This window comes from Halanaerobium sp. ST460_2HS_T2 (assembly GCF_003337665.1).
GTDB lineage: Bacteria > Bacillota > Halanaerobiia > Halanaerobiales > Halanaerobiaceae > Halanaerobium > Halanaerobium kushneri.
This window is the reverse complement of record NZ_QPJF01000005.1, coordinates 44,056-65,087: the sequence shown is the minus strand read 5'-3', so window position 1 is coordinate 65,087 and position 21,032 is coordinate 44,056. Positions and strand designations below refer to the sequence as shown.

At 36.5% G+C, this 21,032-nt stretch carries 21 protein-coding genes and 1 riboswitch; of the genes, 7 read left to right on the top strand and 14 right to left on the bottom strand.

What is annotated here, in order from left to right; genetic code table 11:
• Positions 1–41 precede the first annotated feature (41 nt).
• A riboswitch (SAM riboswitch) is annotated at positions 42–146 on the top strand.
• 134 nt (positions 147–280) lie between these two features.
• Positions 281–1,558 (top strand): O-acetylhomoserine aminocarboxypropyltransferase/cysteine synthase family protein, encoded by a 1,278-nt coding sequence (locus DFR80_RS03610; protein ID WP_114489231.1) that lies wholly within the window; start codon positions 281–283, stop codon positions 1,556–1,558.
• 134 nt (positions 1,559–1,692) lie between these two features.
• On the top strand, positions 1,693–2,610 hold the full coding sequence (gene metA, locus DFR80_RS03605; protein ID WP_076543711.1) for a homoserine O-succinyltransferase: 918 nt from the start codon (positions 1,693–1,695) through the stop codon (positions 2,608–2,610).
• A 150-nt stretch (positions 2,611–2,760) separates the two neighbouring features.
• Here metA and DFR80_RS03600 read toward each other — a convergent pair whose 3' ends face one another.
• From DFR80_RS03600 to DFR80_RS03535, 14 genes are all read right to left on the bottom strand, one after another.
• Positions 2,761–4,569 carry an FAD-dependent oxidoreductase gene (locus DFR80_RS03600; RefSeq protein WP_114489230.1) on the bottom strand — a complete coding sequence of 603 codons (1,809 nt, stop codon included), beginning with the start codon at positions 4,567–4,569 and terminating at the stop codon, positions 2,761–2,763.
• Between the two features lie 107 nt (positions 4,570–4,676).
• Positions 4,677–5,786 carry an NADH-quinone oxidoreductase subunit D gene (locus tag DFR80_RS03595; RefSeq protein WP_114489229.1) on the bottom strand — a complete coding sequence of 370 codons (1,110 nt, stop codon included), beginning with the start codon at positions 5,784–5,786 and terminating at the stop codon, positions 4,677–4,679.
• A complete protein-coding gene (locus tag DFR80_RS03590) occupies positions 5,764–6,261 on the bottom strand; it encodes an NADH-quinone oxidoreductase subunit C (RefSeq protein ID WP_084566052.1) in 498 nt (165 codons plus the stop codon). The genes DFR80_RS03595 and DFR80_RS03590 overlap by 23 nt, the downstream gene beginning before the upstream one ends.
• Positions 6,258–6,791, bottom strand: coding sequence for an NADH-quinone oxidoreductase subunit B family protein (locus DFR80_RS03585; RefSeq protein ID WP_114489228.1), 534 nt, complete (start codon positions 6,789–6,791; stop codon positions 6,258–6,260). Before DFR80_RS03585 ends, DFR80_RS03590 begins: the two co-directional genes overlap by 4 nt.
• A gap of 15 nt (positions 6,792–6,806) precedes the next feature.
• Complete coding sequence (locus tag DFR80_RS03580; protein ID WP_114489227.1) at positions 6,807–7,703, bottom strand: respiratory chain complex I subunit 1 family protein; 897 nt, start codon at positions 7,701–7,703, stop codon at positions 6,807–6,809.
• Entirely contained in the window at positions 7,700–9,565 is a 1,866-nt protein-coding gene (locus DFR80_RS03575; RefSeq protein WP_114489226.1) for a proton-conducting transporter membrane subunit, read from the bottom strand. Before DFR80_RS03575 ends, DFR80_RS03580 begins: the two co-directional genes overlap by 4 nt.
• The gene (locus DFR80_RS03570; RefSeq protein WP_158537675.1) at positions 9,566–11,014 is read right to left on the bottom strand and encodes a proton-conducting transporter membrane subunit; all 1,449 of its coding nucleotides are present in this window, start codon (positions 11,012–11,014) and stop codon (positions 9,566–9,568) included.
• On the bottom strand, positions 11,011–11,286 hold the full coding sequence (locus tag DFR80_RS03565) for an NADH-quinone oxidoreductase subunit K (RefSeq protein ID WP_233493702.1): 276 nt from the start codon (positions 11,284–11,286) through the stop codon (positions 11,011–11,013). Before DFR80_RS03565 ends, DFR80_RS03570 begins: the two co-directional genes overlap by 4 nt.
• Before the next feature lie 148 nt (positions 11,287–11,434).
• A complete protein-coding gene (locus DFR80_RS03560) occupies positions 11,435–12,196 on the bottom strand; it encodes a Na(+)/H(+) antiporter subunit B (RefSeq protein ID WP_084566051.1) in 762 nt (253 codons plus the stop codon).
• Positions 12,193–12,435 carry a hydrogenase subunit MbhD domain-containing protein gene (locus DFR80_RS03555; RefSeq protein ID WP_076543704.1) on the bottom strand — a complete coding sequence of 81 codons (243 nt, stop codon included), beginning with the start codon at positions 12,433–12,435 and terminating at the stop codon, positions 12,193–12,195. Before DFR80_RS03555 ends, DFR80_RS03560 begins: the two co-directional genes overlap by 4 nt.
• Positions 12,419–12,781 (bottom strand): monovalent cation/H(+) antiporter subunit G, encoded by a 363-nt coding sequence (mnhG, locus tag DFR80_RS03550; RefSeq protein WP_076543703.1) that lies wholly within the window; start codon positions 12,779–12,781, stop codon positions 12,419–12,421. Before mnhG ends, DFR80_RS03555 begins: the two co-directional genes overlap by 17 nt.
• Positions 12,782–12,783: 2 nt before the next feature.
• Positions 12,784–13,032 carry a monovalent cation/H+ antiporter complex subunit F gene (locus DFR80_RS03545; RefSeq protein WP_114489225.1) on the bottom strand — a complete coding sequence of 83 codons (249 nt, stop codon included), beginning with the start codon at positions 13,030–13,032 and terminating at the stop codon, positions 12,784–12,786.
• A complete protein-coding gene (locus tag DFR80_RS03540; protein ID WP_076543701.1) occupies positions 13,032–13,526 on the bottom strand; it encodes a Na+/H+ antiporter subunit E in 495 nt (164 codons plus the stop codon). The genes DFR80_RS03545 and DFR80_RS03540 overlap by 1 nt, the downstream gene beginning before the upstream one ends.
• Before the next feature lie 240 nt (positions 13,527–13,766).
• A complete protein-coding gene (locus DFR80_RS03535) occupies positions 13,767–14,780 on the bottom strand; it encodes a LacI family DNA-binding transcriptional regulator (RefSeq protein ID WP_076543700.1) in 1,014 nt (337 codons plus the stop codon).
• A gap of 491 nt (positions 14,781–15,271) precedes the next feature.
• Here DFR80_RS03535 and DFR80_RS03530 point away from each other — a divergent pair, with 491 nt between their 5' ends.
• From DFR80_RS03530 to DFR80_RS03510, 5 genes are all read left to right on the top strand, one after another.
• Entirely contained in the window at positions 15,272–16,951 is a 1,680-nt protein-coding gene (locus DFR80_RS03530) for an ABC transporter substrate-binding protein (protein WP_084566050.1), read from the top strand.
• An 83-nt stretch (positions 16,952–17,034) separates the two neighbouring features.
• Positions 17,035–18,024 (top strand): ABC transporter permease, encoded by a 990-nt coding sequence (locus DFR80_RS03525; RefSeq protein WP_076543699.1) that lies wholly within the window; start codon positions 17,035–17,037, stop codon positions 18,022–18,024.
• A 3-nt stretch (positions 18,025–18,027) separates the two neighbouring features.
• Entirely contained in the window at positions 18,028–18,891 is an 864-nt protein-coding gene (locus tag DFR80_RS03520) for an ABC transporter permease (RefSeq protein ID WP_076543698.1), read from the top strand.
• A 3-nt stretch (positions 18,892–18,894) separates the two neighbouring features.
• On the top strand, positions 18,895–19,881 hold the full coding sequence (locus DFR80_RS03515) for an ABC transporter ATP-binding protein (RefSeq protein WP_199505769.1): 987 nt from the start codon (positions 18,895–18,897) through the stop codon (positions 19,879–19,881).
• On the top strand, positions 19,874–20,800 hold the full coding sequence (locus tag DFR80_RS03510; RefSeq protein WP_114489224.1) for an ABC transporter ATP-binding protein: 927 nt from the start codon (positions 19,874–19,876) through the stop codon (positions 20,798–20,800). The genes DFR80_RS03515 and DFR80_RS03510 overlap by 8 nt, the downstream gene beginning before the upstream one ends.
• The last annotated feature ends 232 nt before the right edge of the window (positions 20,801–21,032 follow it).

Here is a 21,032-nt window from a genome sequence, read left to right as displayed (position 1 = left end):
ACAGAATTACTTATCTATGTTAAAGTTATAAAAAACAATAAAACTTATCGCGAGAGGTGGAGGGACTGGCCCTTTGAAACCCGGCAACCAGCAGTTAGCTACTGCCCGGTGCTAATTCCAGCAGGAAGATTCCTGAGAGATAAGGAGTAAGTAAATTACCCACTCCTACTTTTAGGTAGTGGGATTTTTATTTTTTACAGACTTATTTACAGGCTGCAAGTAGAGTGATCACTCAAATTTATTGTTAATTAGAGAAGAGAAAATTAGAGGAGGAAATTAAATGAAATTCAAATTTGATACTTTAGCATTACATGCAGGTTATGAGGCAGATCAGAACAAAAAGTCAGCAGCAGTTCCAATTTATCAGACAACATCCTATACTTTTGATGACACAGACCATGCAGCAGATTTATTTGCTTTAAAAGAGGCCGGTGATATTTACACTCGAATTCAAAATCCGACTAATTCTGTACTGGAAAAAAGAATTGCTGCTCTAGAAGGTGGAGTAGGAGCTCTGGCAGTTTCCTCAGGACAGGCAGCAGAGGTTATTGCCCTTTTAACTATTTGTAATAATGGAGATCATATTGTCAGCGGCAGTTCGATTTATGGCGGAACCCATAATCTCTTTAAACATACCTTTAAGAATATGGGCATAGATGTTTCTTTTGTTGATTCTGAGGACCCCGAAACTTTCAAAAAGGAGATTAATGAACAGACAAAGGCTCTTTATGTTGAAACAATTGGTAACCCATCTCTAACAGTACCTGATTTTGAGAGACTTGCTGAAATTGCCCACGAAGCAGGAGTACCGTTGATAGTTGATAATACTTTTGCTTCCCCCTATCTCTGCCGTCCCTTTGAATATGGAGCAGATATAGTGATCCATTCGACCACTAAATACATAGCCGGTCATGGGAATTCTATTGGTGGTGTTATTGTTGATAGTGGTAATTTTGACTGGGATACAGGGAGATTTCCTGGGTTGGTGGAACCGGATCCAAGTTATCATGGAGTTAAGTTTCAGGAGGAATTTGGAGAAGCGGCTTTTATCATTAAAGCCAGAGTACAGCTTTTAAGAGATTTAGGCAGTGCTCCCAGTCCTTTCAATTCTTTTTTGACAATTACTGGTCTGGAAACATTAGGCTTAAGAATGGAGCGTCATTCCCAAAATGCACAGGCAGTGGCAGAATTTTTAGCAGCTGACAATAGAGTTGACTGGGTTAGTTATCCCGGGCTTGAAAGTCATGACACACATCATAATGCTAAAAAATACTTAGAAAATGGTAGTGGTGGTATGGTAGCATTTGGCATCAAAGGTGGCAAAGAAGCAGCAGAGAAGTTTATCAATCAGCTTGAACTATTTTTACATCTTGCCAATGTTGGAGATGCAAAATCTCTGGCAATTCATCCAGCTAGTACTACACATCAGCAGTTAAGTGATGAAGATTTAAAGAAAACAGGAATTTCGCCGGAATTAATCAGATTATCAATTGGAATTGAAGATATTGCAGATATTAAAAATGATCTCGATCAGGCTCTAGCAGCATCGGAAAAGTAATGTTAAGTATAAATTAAATATTTGTCTTTAAGTGCCGGGAGAAAGTTTCTCAGTGATTGAATAGGGGAACTTTTTTCCGAACTTGTAAATTAAAAATTTCTAAAAAGATTTTGAGAAGCTAGGAGTGAGAAGAAATGCCAATTAAAATACAGGATGAATTACCAGCAGTAGAGACACTTGAGAATGAAAATATATTTGTGATGAAAGAATCCCGGGCAACTCATCAGGATATTAGATCACTAAAAATATTAATTTTAAATTTAATGCCGACTAAAATAAAAACAGAAACTCAAATTTTGCGGCTGATAGGTAATTCACCTCTGCAGATTGATATTGATCTGATGCATCCGGCCAGTCACAATTCTAAAAATACATCTGAAGAACATCTAATTAAATTTTATAACACCTTTGAAGAAATAAAAAACAATAAATATGATGGAATGATTATTACCGGGGCTCCAGTAGAAACTCTGGAATTTGAAGAGGTAGATTACTGGGATGAGCTTCAAAAAATAATGGATTGGAGTCTGCATCATGTTTTTTCTACTTTTCATATTTGTTGGGGAAGTCAGGCTGGACTTTATTATCACTATGGAGTACCCAAATATCCTTTAGAGGAAAAAATGTTTGGAGTTTTTCCACATTATAAGACTAAAAAACATGTTAAACTGATGCGTGGTTTTGATGATTTGTTTTATGTTCCTCATTCCCGGCATACAGAAATTAAAAAGAAGGATATTGAAAAAATATCTGAGCTTGAAATTCTGGCGGAATCAGAGGAATCAGGTATTTATCTTGTTGCCAGTAAAAATGGCAGGCAGGTATTTGCTACAGGACATTCGGAATATGATCGCGAAAGCTTGCAGGATGAATATCTAAGAGATATTAATAAAGGAATGAAAATTGCACCACCCAAAAATTATTACAGAGATAATGATCCGGAAAAGGAAATAGTGATGCGCTGGCGCAGTCATGCCAATCTTTTATTTGTTAACTGGTTAAATTATTATGTCTATCAGGAAACTCCATTTGATTTGAGTAAACTGGCATAAATCCTGGAAAAAGAAAAGCAACTGCAGAATATAAAGTGAGTTAAATTTTGTAGGAACAAATAATTTTTTAGTTTATTGTAAGAGGAGGAAAAATTAATTAATTTTTCCTCCTGCTGGATTTATTACTTATGGATTAGCAATAAATATCTTTTATTTTAAAGAATCATTTAAGTATTTATCTATGCCAACTGCAGCATCATGACCGGTTTTGATAGCATTGATTACATCTGGCCCCCGGGCAATATCACCACCAGCAAAAAGCCAGTTAACTGAAGTCTGGCTGTAGTCATTAATTTTAATTCTGGGGCCCGCATATTCAATTTCAAACTGGTCATCAATGTAAGAGTTATCACCACCCTGACCGATAGCCTCGATTACCATATCACATTCATAATTTTCAATATCACTGTCATCATAAGTGGGGTTGAAATTCATATCTTCATCAAAAACAGAAACACAGCAGTTTGTACATAAGTGGGCCAGTGAACCATCTTCATTAATTTCAATTTCTTTTGGTCCCCGACCGGGTTTAAAGACTATTCCTTCTTCCCGAGCTTCATCGATTTCTTCCTGGTCAGCAGGCATAATATCCTCAGTTTCCAGAGAAGTAACAGTAATATCTACTTCTCCGTACTTATCTTTTTGGATTCTGGCCATTGAGCGGGCAATATCCATTGCAACATTACCGCCACCTATAACTACCAGTCTTTTAGTTACAGGAACTTCTTTACCGCGGGCAATATCTGCCAGCAGGTTTACCGCCTGATAGACATTATTGTTTTCAGTACCGGGAACTCTGGTACTGCGGCCGTTATGGAGACCGGTAGCTGCAAATACTGCATCATAGTTTTCGTGTAATTCTTTAAGTTCAATATCTTCACCGACTCTGGTATTAAAGACAAAGTTTACTCCCAGACTTTCAATATAGTCAATATCCTTATCCAGGGCATCATAAGGGAGACGATATTCTGGAATACCGTAGCGCATCATACCTCCGGCTTTTTCCTTGCTTTCATAAACAGTGATCTGATAACCCATTACACTTAAGTAGTGAGCAGCAGAAAGGCCGGCCGGTCCGGCACCAACAACCGCAACTTTTTTATTATTCTGTTCAATTTTTTCTGTTCCTAAAACCTGCTTGTACTCTGCAGAATCAACATTGTCAACTGCATAGCGTTTCAGCCAGCGGATAGAGATTGCCTCACCACGATGGCTGAGAGCACAGACTCCCTCACATTTATGAGTGCAGACCCGACCACATACTTCAGGCAGCGGATTATCCTCATAAATCTGCTGCAGGGATTCTTCCAGATCATCATCAAAAATACCCCTGATATACTGCGGAATGTTCATATTAGCCGGACAGGTTTCTGTACAGATTTCACATTCCACACAGCGGGAAGCTTCTTTTTCTGCCTGCTCTTTCGAAAAACCTTCAACTATTTCTATAAAGGAATCAATTCTTTCTTCAGGCTCCAGCATTTCCATTTCAATTCTTTTTAAATCAAGTAGATCTGAACTTTGATCTCTTAAATAACCCAGAGGATGCTCAACCTGGTTAATATCGTTTTCAGCTGGTGTTACTATAAATGTATCAGGATCAAGATCAATATAGCTGTAATCACGGCTCATTTCTAAAGAACCTGTTGTACAGACATCAACACAGAGTCCACACCAGCAGCAGCGGCCGTAATCAATCTGCGGCCTCTCATTGCGCTGGCCTTCCTCAGCTGGTACATCAAGCATTTCTACCATTGAGATAGCATCATTGACACATACTTCCTGGCAGGTAGAACAGCCTATACATTCTTCTAAATCGTTAATATGAAAACCCCTGTATCTTTTAGCTGCATCATTAGATTCTGCCGGATAGCGAACAGTTTCCGGTTTTTTAACTAAGTTTTTAAAAGCTGTTACAGGAGAGAAGATGCTTTTTTTATCATTAGCCAATTTTTTCACCTCATTAGTCTTCGATTATATTAATTAAAGTTAATTTTCATAAAATAAATTTCAATTTGAGCTGATACAGATTCACTAAAAAGTAATTATAATTTTTAAGTTCAGCTTTAACGATCAAATTCTGGCGGACAGATTCCGAGACTTTTGGCCCAGACTGGAACATCAGCTATTCTAGTACCCGGTAAAAATTCTCTAACTCCATATAAGCCGAGTGGAGTAGAAGCTCCTCTAACGTGAACTCGATATGGTTTTAAGCTGCCGTCAGAGACCATATAATATCCGTATTCACCGCGCTTGGATTCGATTTTAACATAGGCATCACCTTTAGGAATCTTATACTTTAAGCCATTTCCAAGATCAGCCTGTACAGGTCCATCAGGGATCTTATTGATTAACTGTCTGATAATTTTTATACTCTGAAGCATGTCATCTCTGGCAATTTTTATTCTATCCCAGGCATCACCATTTTCACCTGTTGGAACTTCAAATTCAACATCATCATAGGCTGCATAGGGCATCATTTTGCGGAGGTCGTGGGGAACACCATTGGCCCTTAAGACAGGTCCGGTTGCTCCCATTTCAATTGCTTCGTCTTTAGTAATTACAGCCTTGCCCTGCCACCTTTTTTGAGCATTAGGATTTTCAAAAAGTGCCTTCTGCAGGTCAGGAAAGCGTTCATTTTCAAGTTCATCCATTAAATCGAGAATTTTATCTAAGGTTTCATCTTCAATATCCTGTCTAACACCACCCGGTCGAATATAGATGTGGTAGACTCTGGCTCCAGTAATTTCTTCAAAAATGTCTAGAAGGTAATCCCGGGTAAGGGTTCCCCAGTGCATGACTGTGTACTGACCGATTCCAGCTGCATTACCTCCAATAGAGAAGATGTGACCCTGAATTCTTGCCAGTTCCAGAATAATTGAACGGATATAGTCAGCCCGGCGGGGAACTTCAATTTCTCCAATTGCTTCAAAGCCCATGGCATAAACCATTTCGTTGATATCCGGTTCTTCAACACAAATCCGGGGAACTAAGGCTGTATTTTTAATCCATATTCTTTCTTCCATCAGTTTTTCAAAACCGCGGTGCAGGTGACCTGCATTGGCCCGAGCAGAAGTTACTGTATCTCCTTCAAATTCATAGTTGATTCCGTAATTTCCAGGTACTCCGGGGTGATTGGGTCCAAAAAATATTTCAGTCTGTGTGTTTTTGTCCATTGTAATCCCTCCATTCATATTTATCATTAACAAATTTTCTGGTATCAAAGTCCTTGCGCATGGGAGGGATCTCCTGCCAGTTCTCTAAAATTAATTCTTCTAAATTATCATTACCCTTAAATTTGACACCAAAAAAATCGTGGATATCTCTTTCGTAAAATTCAGCCACCGGCCAGATTTCCTTTGCGGTCTGAAAAATGCCGGGATCACGCTTAATTCTGGTTTTTAGGCTGATATTGATCAGGTCATCATAGGAAAAGAGATGATAGACTAATTCGAATTCTCCCTCTTCAGGCCAGTCAACACAGCTGATTGTAGATAGATGTCTGTAGGAATGAGATTTTAAAAAGGAAAGGGCCTGAATAAGTTCCTCTTTTTTAAATTCTACAGAGACATTTTGCTTGCGTTTGATTTCCAGTTTTAGTGGTTCAAAATGAGCATTCATTAACTGTAAGAGATCTTTTTCATTTCTCACTGTGTTCTCTGCACCTCCCCTAAAACGGATTCCTGATTCTGATGGTAGTATTCTAAATTATCCTGATAGCGCTGGTAGCCATCTGCCTCACCGTCTGCTATCATTTTCTTCAATTTAAGCAGACCATCTAAAATAGCCTCCGGTCTCGGCATACAGCCTGCAATATACATTTCAACAGGCAGATATTTATCCAGTTGTTTGATTGTATTATATGAATCCCAGTACATACCACCATTGATGGTGCAGGAGCCAAAGCCGACCACAAATTTTGGCGCCTGCATCTGCTCATAGGTATAGATTAAGCGTCTTAGAGTTTTGGTGCTTAAGTAGCCAGTTACTAATAGTAAGTCTGCCTGGCGCGGAGTAGCTGCTGGACCGATACCAAAACGACTCATATCATAGCGAGAAGTCATGGTAGGCGGCAGTTCAATAGCACCACAGCCGGTACAGTAATGAAGCATATTTATCGATTTATTCTGGGCCCAGTCAAGAATTTCCTGCCAGCTCCCTTTAACAAAGTTGTTATTCATTTTAAAACCTCCTGCTTAAGTAATTATATATATTGCCTGTAAAATTGCTATTCCTAAAGGCCACTTCCAGAAAAACTTAATTCCATCTTCAATTCTAAATCTGGGGAAAAGGCTGCCGAACATTGTTGCTAAAATCCAGACTATAAGCATTTTAAAAGTGAAGATTAGAATGTTTTCCGCCCCTCCTAAAAAGAGGTTGACATAAAGGGCCAGTTCAATAATAATTGTGATTGACTTCTGTAAGAGCAGCATACCGAGATACTTACCACCGGATTCTACAACCGGGCCAGACCCAATCTCCGATGGAGCAATCATAGAATCAAAGGGTTTTTTGCCCATCATTCCAATTAGCACCACAAAGGCAACTGCAGCCATCAGCGGATAGGCAAAGAGATTCCAGTTTAAAAAACTTCCAGCCTGGGCCTGCATCAGCCCCCAGACAGAAGATGTCTGGTATCTATAGATCAGCGCAAATAAAATGACCAGATAGGGCAGTTCATAACCTAACATCTGCATTAAGGCTCTGGAAATTCCAACTGAAGCCTGAGGATTACCAGAACCAACAGTTCCCATTGCCATTCCGAGAGAAGCAATTGCTAAAAGATAGATTACCAGGATTACAGTTCCCTCCATTGAATAGAGCTGCCAGCTGCCAAGGGGAATAAAGAATAAGGTTGCAATCACTCCCCCAAGAGCCATAATCGCACCGAAGTCAAAGATAAATCCGTGAGTTATAGCATCTTTTCCAAATAACTTTAAAACATCAAGATAGGGCTGATAAACAGGAGGACCATATCTTTTTTGAATCCTGGCCACAATTTTACGGGCAATGCCCATAAAGAGCAGTCCAAGAGCCATTGAAAAAACTGTGATTAGAACAAAATGTCCGATTCTATAAATTATATCTATCATATTATCCACCCCACTGCAGCTAGAATAACAAATAATAAGACTGAATAAAGAGCATAGTTCTGCAGCTTACCGGCTGCAAGAACTCTTCTTAAGCCCTCACCACTTCTAACCAGGTTTTTAGTTAAAGTTTCATAAAAGTCAGTTAAACTTTTAGCTGCTAGATTATCAAATAATCTATCAAAGGGTCTATAATATTGATAGGCATAATGATAACTTTCAGCATCTGTAATATATTCACCAGAACTGTAGGTGTCCAGCAGACCAACCAGTTTAGATTTTTTAGCAAAACTAAAGAGCAAGAGTGCTATGATAAATCCAGCTGAGAAGATATTAAAGATTAAAAGAGAATTCCAGGCTCCATTTGCTCCCTGAATACTGTAGAGAGTATAGTTAACAGTTTCTATACCTAAATAGCCAGAAATTTGATTGATAATATTCATCTGAATTCCTGGAAAAACTCCAAATAAAACGATTACTAAAATCAGGATCAGCATAGGTATTTTCATCAACAGAGGAACCTCTTTAATATTCTGATGCTGAGGTTTTAACTGACCTAAAAATACAGTGCTTAAGGGCTTAAAGACATACATAAAGGAGGCTATACTGCCGAAAAAGGCAGCAATTGCCAGAAATAGATATCCCTTTTCAATTAAAGCCTGATAGATAACCCACTTGGAGATAAAGCCGTTTGTAGGTGGAATACCTGCAAGAGCAATAATTGCTGTCAAATAAGCAGCAAAGGTCAGCGGCATTCTAAAGATCAGGCCACCCATCTCATACATTTTAGTTGTTCCAGTTCTGTAAATTACCGCAGCCAGAGCCAGAAAGATAGTTGATTTAAAGATTAAGTGATTCATTAGATGCAGCATTGAGCCGCTAAATCCTAAAGGAGTTGCGATTGCAATTCCAATTATTATATAGCCCATTTGAGAAATAGAGGAATAAGCTACTAATTTTTTCATATCTTCCTGTCTGATGGCGAGTATTGTTCCTGTAATTATTGTAACTGCTCCCAAAAGAGCAAATAAATAACTTAAAAGCGGCAGTCCACGGTAAGCGATAGTATTTTCTATTATTTTAAAGAAGGAAAGCTGATAGAAAACAACGATCATTCCATAGATTCCTATTTTAAGCATCATTCCAGAAAGAAAAGGAGAAAACTCTTTGGGCGCATTACCATGAGCATCCTTAACCCAGATGTGAAGAGGGAAGATACCGGCTTTGACTATAAAGGGTAAGCTGATAACTAAAAGCAGCATAGTTGACTGAGCTGGAGAATTAGCCACTAAAAATTCAGCTGCAGAGTCAAAGGCAAAGCTTCCTGTCTGCTGAAAGATAAAAATAGAGGCCATTAAAAATGCATAAGCTGCTCCGGCACTTAAAATAATGTACCTATAGGCTGCTTTTCCTGCCATTTTCTTTTTCCCGGCTGAGATCAGATAAAAGGAAGTCCAGGTCATTAACTCCCAGAAAATAAAAAGAGTTAAGAAATCACGGGCAAAAACAATTCCAATCATACTACCGATGATGATTAGAAAGTTTAAGTTGAAAACAGAAGAGAACTTAAAATTCTCCTGTGAGTTAATAGAAAATAAGGCAATTAAAATCGAAATTGCTGCTGTCATGACTGCAAAGAGCCAGGAAAGCGGATTAACTGCCAGTAAAAAGTCAATTTTATATCCCATTAAACTAAGATTAAAGCTTTGAGTTATATCCCATCTGCCATATAATGCAGTCAGACTTAAAAGTAAATAAGCTGAAACTAAAGCTGTAATAACTGCTCCAGCTTTTCGATTCCTCTTATTTAAAATATAGGCTATAAAAGCTGCTGCAATCGGGATGAATATATAATTTGTCAGCACTTACATCCCTCCTAAAACTGTCATAATATAACTACCATTGTTGATAAGTTCTGCTGCCGCTTTTTCCAGGGGGTCAGCAATTAGCTGGGGATAAATTCCCAGGCCGAAAATCATTAGAGTCAGTAAAACAACCGGTATAGTAATTACAGCTGTTTTTTTAACTTCAATTTTTAAATCTTCAAAATATAATTTCTGTACTACTTTTAAATAATAGGCAATTTCTATCACGGCAGCCAGCAGTATTAATACTGTCAGCAGAAATTGATCTGCATTTAAACTGCTGCTGATAATCATAAACTTACTGATAAAGCCATTCAAAAATGGCACACCAAGTATCCCCATGGCAGCAATGGTAAAGCCAAAGGCTGCAGTTTTCTTTTTGCTGCCCAGACCGGCTAAGTCGTCTATGTTTTTACTGCCTGCTGCTGAGATTAGAACTCCAGCACTGATAAAGAGTAGAATTTTTAAAATTGAATGATTGACCAGCTGAAAAAGTCCAGCTCTAACGGCTCCCTCAGTTCCCAGACTGATTACTGCTACAATCAATCCCATCTGGGCTAAACTTGAGTAGGCCAGCATTCTTTTAATATTTTTTTGCTGATAGGCTATCAGTTCACCTAAGATTAAGGTGATGGCCCCTAAATAGAGCAGATAATTTAAAAATGATTGAGCAGGAAAAAGGGTGAAAAATATTCTAGCCAAAGCATAGATTCCTGCTGCTGAGACTGCTCCACTCATAATTCCGCTAACTGCTGTTGGAGCTTCAGTATAAAGATCAGGCACCCAGAAGTTAAGCGGGAATAATTCTGCCTCAATTCCGACTCCGATTAAAAATAAGAGTGCTGTAATCTGCAGTAAAAGCGGGTTGATCAGGCCTGCTGAAGCTGCTATTTCAGCCAGGTTAAGACTGCCGACTGCTGAATAGGTAAATCCTATTCCAAGCAGCATAAAAACTGAGCCGATTCCCCCGATGACTAAATATTTAAAGCTGGCTTCGTAGCTGTCTCTGCCGGCAAAAGCAGTTAAGCTGTAGGCAGCAATACTTGTAATTTCAATAAAAACAAAAAGGTTGAATAAATCACCGGTCATCACCATTCCACTGGCACCGGCAGTTATCATTAAAAATAAAAGGTAGAATTTATCATCAAATTTATAATCCTGAGTTAAATTATATATTGATAGTATAAAGGCACTACCGTTGATTAAAAACGCTGCCAATAAGGCCAGAGGTCCTACATAGAGATTAATTGCCAGAGGAGCCTGCCAGCCGCCAAGTTCTATTATTATGGCTGAATCCATAATTTGAGAAAAATTTGCTGTCAGAACTAAAAGATTAAAGGCTGTTGTTAAAAGAGCTATAACCTTTGGCAGTTTTTGATTAAGCATTTTAAAAATTGGCATTGTAAAAGACATAAGTAGTGGTATTGCTATAATTAAAGTAAGGTTCACCATTTTAACCCCCTTATTTTTGAGATATCAAGGGTAGAAAATTTATCATATATTTTAATTACAAGTGCAAGTCCAAGACCGAGCACAGCTGTTCCAATTACAATTGAAGTTAAGACCAGAGCCTGTGGAATTGGATCAACAAAAGCAGCTGTATTTGTCTGAACAACAGAATTTAAGATCGGTGCATTTGCTGCTTTAACATAACCGAGAGCCACCAGCATCAGGTTAACTCCGGTATCCATTAAAGCAAGTGAAATCAGAATTTTTATCATGTTCTTTCTGGTTATTACTCCATATAGTCCTATTAAAATGAGAAGTATTGATCCTCCAAAAAAAGACCACTCCTCCAGGAAGTTGAGCAAAGTAATCACATCCTTTATAAAATTTAAACTTTATTTTTTAAAATTTGGCCGCAGTTAATTAAGCTTCAATTAGACTTTTAACTATATTAGTTAATTCTGCTCCTACTTTAAAGGCAATGGCTGTATAAATAACTGCAATTGTTCCTCCGCTGAAGAGCTCTCCAACAGTGCCAGTTGCCAGAAAGTTTTCTAAAAAAGAGCCTCTTGTTATCAATCCATACAGTCCGAGGCCTACAAATACTATCCCGGCTGCACTTTCAACAAGAGTGATGCTTTTTTCTTTAATTTCAAATTTATAATCGGCAAGCATTTTAAGTAAAAAAGCAGTTGCTATTACTGCTCCTCCCTGAAATCCTCCACCAGGGCTTAAGTGGCCGTGAATAAAAATATAGGCGCCTGCTAATAAGAGCAGAGGAAAGATAATTTTAATTCCAGTATTTAAAATCAAAGAAGCTTCTTTGGCTGCAAATCTACTTTTCTCACTCTTTTCTAAGTTAAGCACAATTGCAATTCCTGCTGCTGCCAGAAATAAAACTGTGATCTCACCTAAGGTATCAAATGATCTGTAGTTTGCTACTACTGAGGTAACAATATTAGCTGAGCCACTTTCTAAATTAGAACTTTCCTTATAAATAACTTTCTTGCTGTCAGAATTAACATTCTTATTTATATAACGGCTGGCTGTTCTATTACTTAGATCTGCCTGTCCAAATTTATTTATCGTAATTTCTCCAGCTGCCGGAACAATGGTAAAAGCCTGAAAGATAATGAAAGCAAAGACGGCTACAATTATTAAGGCCAAAAAGTTTCTAAACTTCACTCACTTTTCCCCCTTTCAGTTTTATATAAGGCGAGTACAAAAATTGCTGTTGTTAACCCGGCCCCAATTGCTGCCTCTGTCATTGCGACATCAGGTGCTTTTAAAAAATAAAATAGAACTGAAGCGATTAAGCTGACCAGACCGGCAGCTATAATAGAATTTAATAAGTTATCAAAAAATAAGGCTGCTAATGCAGCAATAAGCATAATTAAAATTAAAAAGCTAGAAATTAGAGGCATTCTGATCACTGCCTTTCTTATTTAAATAATTTTCTTGATATTTATCCTGAGCTGTTATTTTATCAACTGCAATTCTGCTCAGTCTGGCAGCACGAGCTATAGCATGACTGCCAATTGGATTTGTCATTAAGATAAAAATAGCAATAATTAATGTTTTTAAAAACCAGTCAGTCTCAACCATACCTACTCCTATAATAGTAGATAAAGCTCCTAGAGTTGTTGCTTTTGTTCCTGCCTGAAGTCGGTTGTAAACATCCGGCATTCTCAATAAGCCTAAAGCCCCTAAAAAGAGAAACAAAGTTCCTAAGAAAATTAAAATATAGCCTAAAGTATTGATAATAATCAAAATTAACCTCTCCCTTCAAGATAGCGGGCGATAACAATTACTCCTGTAAAAGAAAGTGCCGCAAAAACAAAGGAAATATCCAGATAAATATGATTTTTAAAAAATAGTGCCAGAACTACCAGCAGAGAGCTTATTATAGTTGTTACTGTATCTAAAGAAACTATTCTATCAGCTGGAGTTGGGCCTTTGAGCAATCTAATAACTGCAATCAAAACTGCAGCAGAAATAATTATGAAGATATAATTTAACATTAAAAGACCCCCTCCAATAAATTCTCGAATTTTTCAGAAATTAGTTTTTTCTGTTCTGCTGGATCAGTAGTACTGAGATCAATCCAGTGAATATAAAGACTGTCATCGATTATATCTACTGTCAGAGTTCCAGGAGTTAAAGTAATAGAGTTTGCCAAAAATAATTTGGCCCTGTCTGATTTGAGATTAGTTTTAATCTCTACAATTCCTGGATTAATTGGTAGAGAAGGATCAATAACTCTTTTTGCTACATCAAGATTTGCTTTCAGCATTTCCCATAAAAAAACAGGTATATACTTTATAAAAGCAAATATCCTGCTGATAATATTATTCTGAGTTTTTTCTCTGCTAAAACTCTGATATGTAAAAAGTGATAGCAGCAGAGAAACAACTAATCCAGTTAATAACTCTGACTGCTCAAGTGATGAAGTATAGGCAAGCCAGAAGAGGAAAAAGAATGTTGTGCTGAATAAATATCTTTTTAAATTCTGCAAAAGAAAACCTCCTTTAATAAAGTTGATGAAAATACTATGAGATTTTTTTCATAAATTTAGTGAAAAAAATAATATTTTATAATATACCTCCCCCTTTGCAAATGTTTTGACAACTTATATCTATATATTATGATATTACGATATAAAAGTCAACATAAAATTATTATTTTTCTGAAAATACTCAAATACTGCTGTCAGAAAATTAAAGTTTCTAACAGCAGTATTATAAAAAGCCTAAATTTATTTAATTTTTTTAACGGATTCTCTCTCTATTAATTCTGTAGGAATAACTGATTTAGTTGATTTTTTTTCTGGATTTTGAATCCGGTCAAATAATTTTCGAGCAGCTTCCTGGCCCATTCCTTCTTTGTCCACCGAAATAGTGGATATTTTTGGGGTTGTAAAAGCAGTAAGTTCAATATTATCAAAGCCAATTATAGAAATATCTCCTGGTACTTCCAAACCATATTTATTAAAAGCCTGAATAAGACCAATAGCAGTTGCATCATTGGCAGCAAAAATAGCTGTTGGCAGTTCTTTTTCTCTTAAAAAAGATTTGGCAAGTTCTTTACCCATATTTTGACCAAAATCTTCTTTTATTTTAATAAAATTATTATTAATATCTAAATTATTTTCAATCATTTCTAATTTGTAGGCTTTATATCTTTCATTAAAACTGGGATGAGAATTGGGTCCACCAGCATAACCAATTTCTTGATGGCCCATTTTAATTAAATATTTAACAGCCTGCATAGCTCCATTATAATTATCTGAAACTATTGAGTCCATAATAGGGGAACTCAAATAGTTATCAACTAATACAGTTGGAAATTTCAATTCTTCTATTGCTTTAATCATGTCAGTATTAATATCGGCACCGGCCAGGATAAGTCCATCAACTTTGTTCTGACTGATTATTGCAGGAATTTCTTTGCTTTTTAGATCTTCAAGCTTAATTGTTGAAAAGAGAAGATTATAATCATAATTTTCTATTTCAACTTCCACTCCTGCTATAACTCTTGTGTAAAAAGGGTTATTAAAGATAGGGATATGACGGCGGCTCATTATAAAAGCAATATTATGCGTTTTTAAGTTCACCTGAGAATGGAAAGAAAAATACCCCATTTCTTTGGCAATGTTTAAAATCTTCTGTCTGGTAACAGGAGAGACCCCTCCTTTATCATTTAGTGATTTAGAAACAGTTGAAATAGAAACTTCAGCTTTTTCCGCAATATCTTTAATTGTAATACTCATACTGATACTTCCTTTCAAAAAAATTTACAGGTTTAATGTTTTAGCAGTAATAATCTTTCAAAACAAGCGAAAAACTTTTCTTATAGTATAACATATGTTCAAAAATAAATAAAATTGAATCTTTTTTTAAAATTATTTGAAAAAACGAAAAAACAATGCTATAATATAAGAAAGTTATTTCGTAAATAACGAAAAATATTGTTTTTTAATCAAATAATTTTTTTGTACATTGAAAATTAAATAAAAAAAATAAAAATTAGCTTGAATTGTCTGCAAATTTACGCTATAATTAAATCAAGAAATCGTTTTAGTAAGTTTTAGCGTAAATTTCTCCTTTTCTTCAAATATTAAATTTTAAAATTTGTTAATTTAATGAAGATTGGTGAAATTGCTAAAATTTTGTTCACTCTTACTTTTATAAGTTAATAATCCCTTAAGACAAAAGAGAGTGACATTTTGCATTACAAAATAATTTAAAGGGGTGTTTATTAATGATGAATGTTGGTAAGAAGGTTTTAATTCTAACTCTGGCTTTTCTATTTCTAGTTGGAGGTATGTCTCTGGCTCAGGATCTTCCTAGAGAAGAGACCTTAGTTGTTTCTGGAGCAATGTGGGGACCTCCATCAACCTGGAATGTTCTAATTCCTAACCCTACTCCAGGTACAGGTGGCTTAGTTTATGAGACAATGTTTTCTTATAACCCACTTGAAAACGAATATCAGCCCTGGTTGGCTGAAAGTGGAGAATGGGTTTCCGACAATGAATATGTTCTTAATTTAAGAGAAGGTATTAATTGGACAGATGGTGAAGAATTTAATGCAGAAGATGTTGTCTTTACTTATGAACTTGCAAAAGATAACTCTATAATGTATTCACCTGTCTGGGACTGGATGGAATCTGTAGAGGCAGAAGATAATTATACAGTTAGATTTACCTTCAGTGAACCACATTATGCAGAATGGGATTCTGAATTATATCAGCGTTACATTATTCCAGAACATATCTGGAGTGAAATTCCATCTGACGAATTAATTACCAGAACAATGAAAGATCCTGTTGGTACTGGTCCATATATGGCCAGAGAAGCAGGTCAGGACAGAATGGTCTGGGAAAGAAATGATGACTGGTGGGGTAATGATGTATTCGGTCAGCCTAAACCTAAATATCTTGTTGATTTAGTTAATCAGAGCAACAATGTTGTTATGGGAATGTTAATGAAAGGCGAACTTGACTTAAGTAATAACTTTATCCCTGGTGTTCAGAAAGTTAAAGATCAGTTTGGTTTAAAAACCTGGTATGATGGAGAGCCATATATGCTTTCCTGGAACACAGCTAATATGTATATGAACACAACCAGAAAACCAATGGATGATGTTCAGTTTAGAAGAGCAATGGCCTATATGGTAGATCAGCAGGCAATTGTTGACCGTGTATATGGTGGCCTGGTAAAGCCTGCCAATCCAACAGGTTTATTTGGAGAAGGTTGGTTAAAATATCTGGATGAAAATGTAGTAGATGAATATGGTTTTGAGTATAATACTACCAAAGCCAAAGCCTTATTAAATGATGCAGGTTATGTTGATGCAGATGGTGATGGCTGGAGAGATATGCCTAATGGTGACCCACTCGAATTAAGCATTATAGTTCCCAGTGGCTGGACAGACTGGATGTCAGCTGTCAGAGTTATTTCTCAGAATGCTGAAGAAATTGGGGTAAATATTACACCTAACTTCCCTGATTCCTCACTATTTGATAACAAGCGCTTTAATAAAGATTTCGACATGTTAATTGCTAACTTCAATACAACTCTTTCTTCAAATCCATTTGATTACTGGGATGGTGTAGCAAACGAGAGTATTCATGGCGAAACAATCAGTAATGGTAACTGGGGTGCTTATGATAACCCTAAACTCTTTGATTTAATTGATAAATTTAACATGACAAAGAATGAAACTGAAAAACAGGAAATTGCTTCTGAGATTCAGAGAATTCTTTTAGAAGAAATGCCAACAGTACCTCTCTGGCATAATGGTCTCTGGGCTCAACAGACAACAAACAACTGGACAAACTGGCCAAATGAGGATGATCCTTATGGTGTTCCAGTAAGTTGGGGTAATGCTTATCAGTTAGGTATGATTCATACCTTAATTGGGCTGGAACCAGCAGAGTAAAAGTCAAAACAATTGAATTGAGTTATTAATACAGGTCCGATAATTTTTTATCGGGCCTGTTATTTAGAAAGGAGCAGCAAAAGATGGGTAAATATTTGCGGAAAAAATTAATTATCTATATTATTACATTTATTCTGGCAGTAACAATTAATTTTATAATTCCCAGAATGATGCCTGGGGATCCAATCCAATCACTTTTGTCACGTTTTTCCGGTATGGAGGGCGGACGTGAAATTTTGCAGGATCAACTTACCCTGCTTTTTAATTTAGATCAGCCTCTCTGGGAACAATATCTTAATTTTTGGAAATCAGTTTTTACGCTTGATTTCGGAATTTCAATTATTCAGTTTCCAACACCAGTAATAGATATTATAAAAAGAGCTATTGTCTATGATCTGGCAGTTCTGTTTCCTGCAATTATATTAAGCTGGATTGTTGGTAATAAACTGGGTGCTTATTCCGGGACAGATAAAAAAGTCGATAATGCTTCAATGCCATTCTTTTATTTTTTAGCTTCCTCACCATATTTTTGGATGGCCGGGATTGTAGTATTTTTCTTTGGGGTGGTTATTGGCTGGTTCCCAATTAGTGGAGCCTACAGTTCGACGGCCTCACCTGCTTTTACCTGGAATTTTATAGCTGATTTTTTACATCACTGGTTTTTGCCGTTTTTTACTATGTTTTTGGTTCAGCTCGGTGGCTGGGCAATTGGAATGCGCAATATGATCATGTACGAAAAAAGTTCAAATTATTCTAAGTATATGGAGACTCTGGGTGCCTCTAAAAAATTGATCAGGCGTTATGGCTTTCGTAATGGTGTTTTACCACAGGTTACAGGTCTGGCTTTAAGAATTGGTCGAATTGTTGGTGGCGCAATAACAGTTCAGGTGGTATTTAATTATCCCGGTCTCGGTAGAATGATGCTTGATGCAGTACAAAACCAGGATTATTTTTTAATGCAGGGAGTATTTTTAACAATTGTAACCATGGTTTTAGCAGCGAATTTTATAGTAGATATAGTATATATGTTCATTGATCCAAGAGTTAGACTTTCATTTACTGAGGAGGTTTAGGTTATGGCAAAAGATTTCTGGGCAAAACATGAAAATTTATATTATGCTTTAACAAATAAAAAAGTTATTTTTGGTTTAACTATTGTAGCCTTTGTTTTTTTGCTGGCAGCATTTGGCCCAATGATTGCTCAATATGAATATGATGAATATGCCGGACAGGGTTATTTACCCCCTTCCTCAGAGCATTTCTTTGGTACGACTATTGATGGTAAGGATGTATTTACTCGGACGGTTAATGGTCTGCGCTCAACTCTTTTAGTGGGGGCTATAGCTGGTAGTATTGCAACTTTAATCGGCTGTATAATTGGTTTTGTTGCTGGTTATTATGGTGGAACAATTTTTGATGAGCTTTTAATGATGTTAACCAATATTTTTGTAGTGATGCCACAGCTTGCACTTTTAATTGTAATTGCAGCATTTCTGGAAGTACGGGGGACATTTGTTATGGCAGTGATTGTTGCTTCAACAGCCTGGCCCTGGACAGCAAGAGCCGTTAGATCTCAGACCCTTTCTTTAAAAAATCAAGAATATGTGTCTCTATCCAGGATTTCTTCAATTAGTGTTGGCAGGATTTTAAGAGAAGATATTGCTTCCAATATGTTTTCCTATGTATTCATGGTATTTATTCAGCAGTTTAATGGTACCATGTTGGCAACAGTTCAGCTGGAGTTTCTGGGATTAGGACCAACAAAGGGTATTTCTTTAGGTCTTGTGATGCAGAATGCGGTTAACTGGAATGGTATACAACTTGGTATGTGGTGGTGGGCAATAATTCCTGGTTTGATTTTAACAATTCTAATTACAGCTTTATACTTTATCAATACAGGATTAGATGCAGCCTTTAACCCACGTTTGAGGGAGATGTAAGTTATGAGCGAGAATATATTAGAAGTCAAAAATCTTAAGGCATATTATGATATTTTAAAAGGTCAGGTTAAAGCAGTAGATGATGTAACCTTTAATCTTAAAAAAGGAGAAATTTTAGGCCTGGCTGGCGAATCTGGCTGTGGAAAAAGTACGCTGGCAAGCACTTTTATTTCCAGAAAAAAACCCCTAAAATATATCTCAGGAGAGGTTGATCTGGTTGGAAATAAAATTATGGAGATGAGCGAAGAAGAATTCAAAAAGCTCCGCTTAAGCACAATTTCTTTAATACCCCAGTATGCACTTGACGCCTTTTCTCCTACTAAAAAGATAAAAACATATATAGCTGATTTAGCCAGACAGCACGGCATTAAAACAGATAAAAAGTTTTTCGATAAAGTAAAAGAAAGACTTGATCTGGTAAACCTGGATGAATCAGTGTTAAACAGATATTCAATTGAATTATCTGGTGGAATGAAGCAGAGAGTTATCATGGTTATTTCTACCATTTTAGATCCAGAATTTTTAATAGCTGATGAAATTACTTCAGCCCTGGATGTTAGCTCCCAGCGATTTGTGGCAACAATGCTTGCTAATCTAAGGGATTTAGGAATTATTAAATCTTCAATTTTTATTACTCATGATTTATCAATTTTATACCAAATAGCCGACAGAATAATGATTATGTATGCCGGTAATTTTGCTGAAATTGGACCGACTGATGAAATTGTAGATAATCCCCGTCATCCCTATACCAGAGCTTTAATTGATTCTTTACCTAAAGTAGGGATTCAGTATAAAGATAAACGTTTATCAGGAATTGAGGGAACTCCTCCCCACTTATTAAATATTGAAGAAGGGTGCCGTTTCAGACATCGCTGTCCTTATGCAATTGACAAATGTGAAGAAACTCCTCAGAGAGAAAAGGTAGCAGAAGACCATTTCGTTTCCTGCTGGAGATGGAAAGAGTTAGGAAGTGATCTTAATGGCTAAAAATAAAGATGTTGTAATGTCAGTAGAAGGTTTAACCAAGGTTTTTAAAAGTGGAATTTTAAATCCCGAATATACTGTTGCTGCCAAAGATGTTTCCTTTGATATCGAAAAAGGAAAAATAATTTCTTTAATTGGAGAAAGTGGTAGTGGAAAAACAACTGTTGGAAAATTAATTTTAAAATTAATCAATCCAAGCGAAGGTAAAATAATATATAAAGGAAAAGATATTTCAGAAATTAATGATAAAGCTGAGACTCAGCAGTATTACCGCCGGGTTCAGGGGATCTTTCAGGATCCATTTGCAACATTTAACCCTTTATACAGAGTGGATAGAGTTTTTGATCTAATTTTCGATTCCTTTGATTTAGATTATGAAGATAAAGATGAGGCAATTAGAGATGCTCTCTATGATGTAAACTTAAATCCGGATCGAACCTTAGGTAAATTCCCCCATCAGTTAAGTGGTGGCCAGCTGCAGAGATTATTGATTGCCCGAGCTCTGCTGATGGATGTAGATGTTTTAATAGCAGATGAGTTAATCAGTATGCTTGATGCCTCAACCAGAATTGGAGTTTTAAATCTGCTGGTGGAATCCTGCAAAAAACACGGAATGTCAGTTATTTTTATCACCCATGATCTTAATCTCGGCTACTACATCAGTGATAAATCGCTGATTATGTACAAAGGTCGACTGGTGGAAAGAGGCGATACTAAAAAGATATACGAGAATGCAACTCATCCTTATACTCAAATGTTATTTGAAGCTGTACCTGAGATTGGTGAGCGCTGGGATCCAGATGAAGAATTCCTGCCGGAACAGGTAGTAAGTGATGTTAAAAAATTCTACAAAGAAAATGAAGGTAAGGGTTTTGTAGAGATCGAAGAAGATCACAGTGTATTATTTAGTGACACAAAGTAATTAGTTTTAGATAATAAGAGAGTATGCTTTATTAGAGGGGGCATTTGAATGAAAGATAGTGCCAGATTGTTAAAAGATGTAATTGAAAATAACGGACTGAAAAAATAAATAAAGTTTGAATTGTTAAGGTGATGAATATTATATTTAATTAATTTTCAATTAAAGCTTAAAGCTGCTTAAGAAAAATAAGCTGGTTCCCCTATACCAGTTAGATAAACTTTCTGGCTGCTTT

Bases quoted from the DNA above. Each gene is read 5' to 3' on its own strand.
- DFR80_RS03610 (WP_114489231.1), top strand. From the start codon at position 281: ATGAAATTCAAATTTGATACTTTAGCATTACATGCAGGTTATGAGGCA.
- metA (WP_076543711.1), top strand. From the start codon at position 1,693: ATGCCAATTAAAATACAGGATGAATTACCAGCAGTAGAGACACTTGAG.
- DFR80_RS03595 (WP_114489229.1), bottom strand. From the start codon at position 5,786: ATGGACAAAAACACACAGACTGAAATATTTTTTGGACCCAATCACCCC.
- DFR80_RS03585 (WP_114489228.1), bottom strand. From the start codon at position 6,791: ATGAATAACAACTTTGTTAAAGGGAGCTGGCAGGAAATTCTTGACTGG.
- DFR80_RS03580 (WP_114489227.1), bottom strand. From the start codon at position 7,703: ATGATAGATATAATTTATAGAATCGGACATTTTGTTCTAATCACAGTT.
- DFR80_RS03565 (WP_233493702.1), bottom strand. From the start codon at position 11,286: ATGATAAAAATTCTGATTTCACTTGCTTTAATGGATACCGGAGTTAAC.
- DFR80_RS03555 (WP_076543704.1), bottom strand. From the start codon at position 12,435: ATGCCTCTAATTTCTAGCTTTTTAATTTTAATTATGCTTATTGCTGCA.
- DFR80_RS03545 (WP_114489225.1), bottom strand. From the start codon at position 13,032: ATGTTAAATTATATCTTCATAATTATTTCTGCTGCAGTTTTGATTGCA.
- DFR80_RS03535 (WP_076543700.1), bottom strand. From the start codon at position 14,780: ATGAGTATTACAATTAAAGATATTGCGGAAAAAGCTGAAGTTTCTATT.
- DFR80_RS03530 (WP_084566050.1), top strand. From the start codon at position 15,272: ATGATGAATGTTGGTAAGAAGGTTTTAATTCTAACTCTGGCTTTTCTA.
- DFR80_RS03525 (WP_076543699.1), top strand. From the start codon at position 17,035: ATGGGTAAATATTTGCGGAAAAAATTAATTATCTATATTATTACATTT.
- DFR80_RS03520 (WP_076543698.1), top strand. From the start codon at position 18,028: ATGGCAAAAGATTTCTGGGCAAAACATGAAAATTTATATTATGCTTTA.
- DFR80_RS03515 (WP_199505769.1), top strand. From the start codon at position 18,895: ATGAGCGAGAATATATTAGAAGTCAAAAATCTTAAGGCATATTATGAT.
- DFR80_RS03510 (WP_114489224.1), top strand. From the start codon at position 19,874: ATGGCTAAAAATAAAGATGTTGTAATGTCAGTAGAAGGTTTAACCAAG.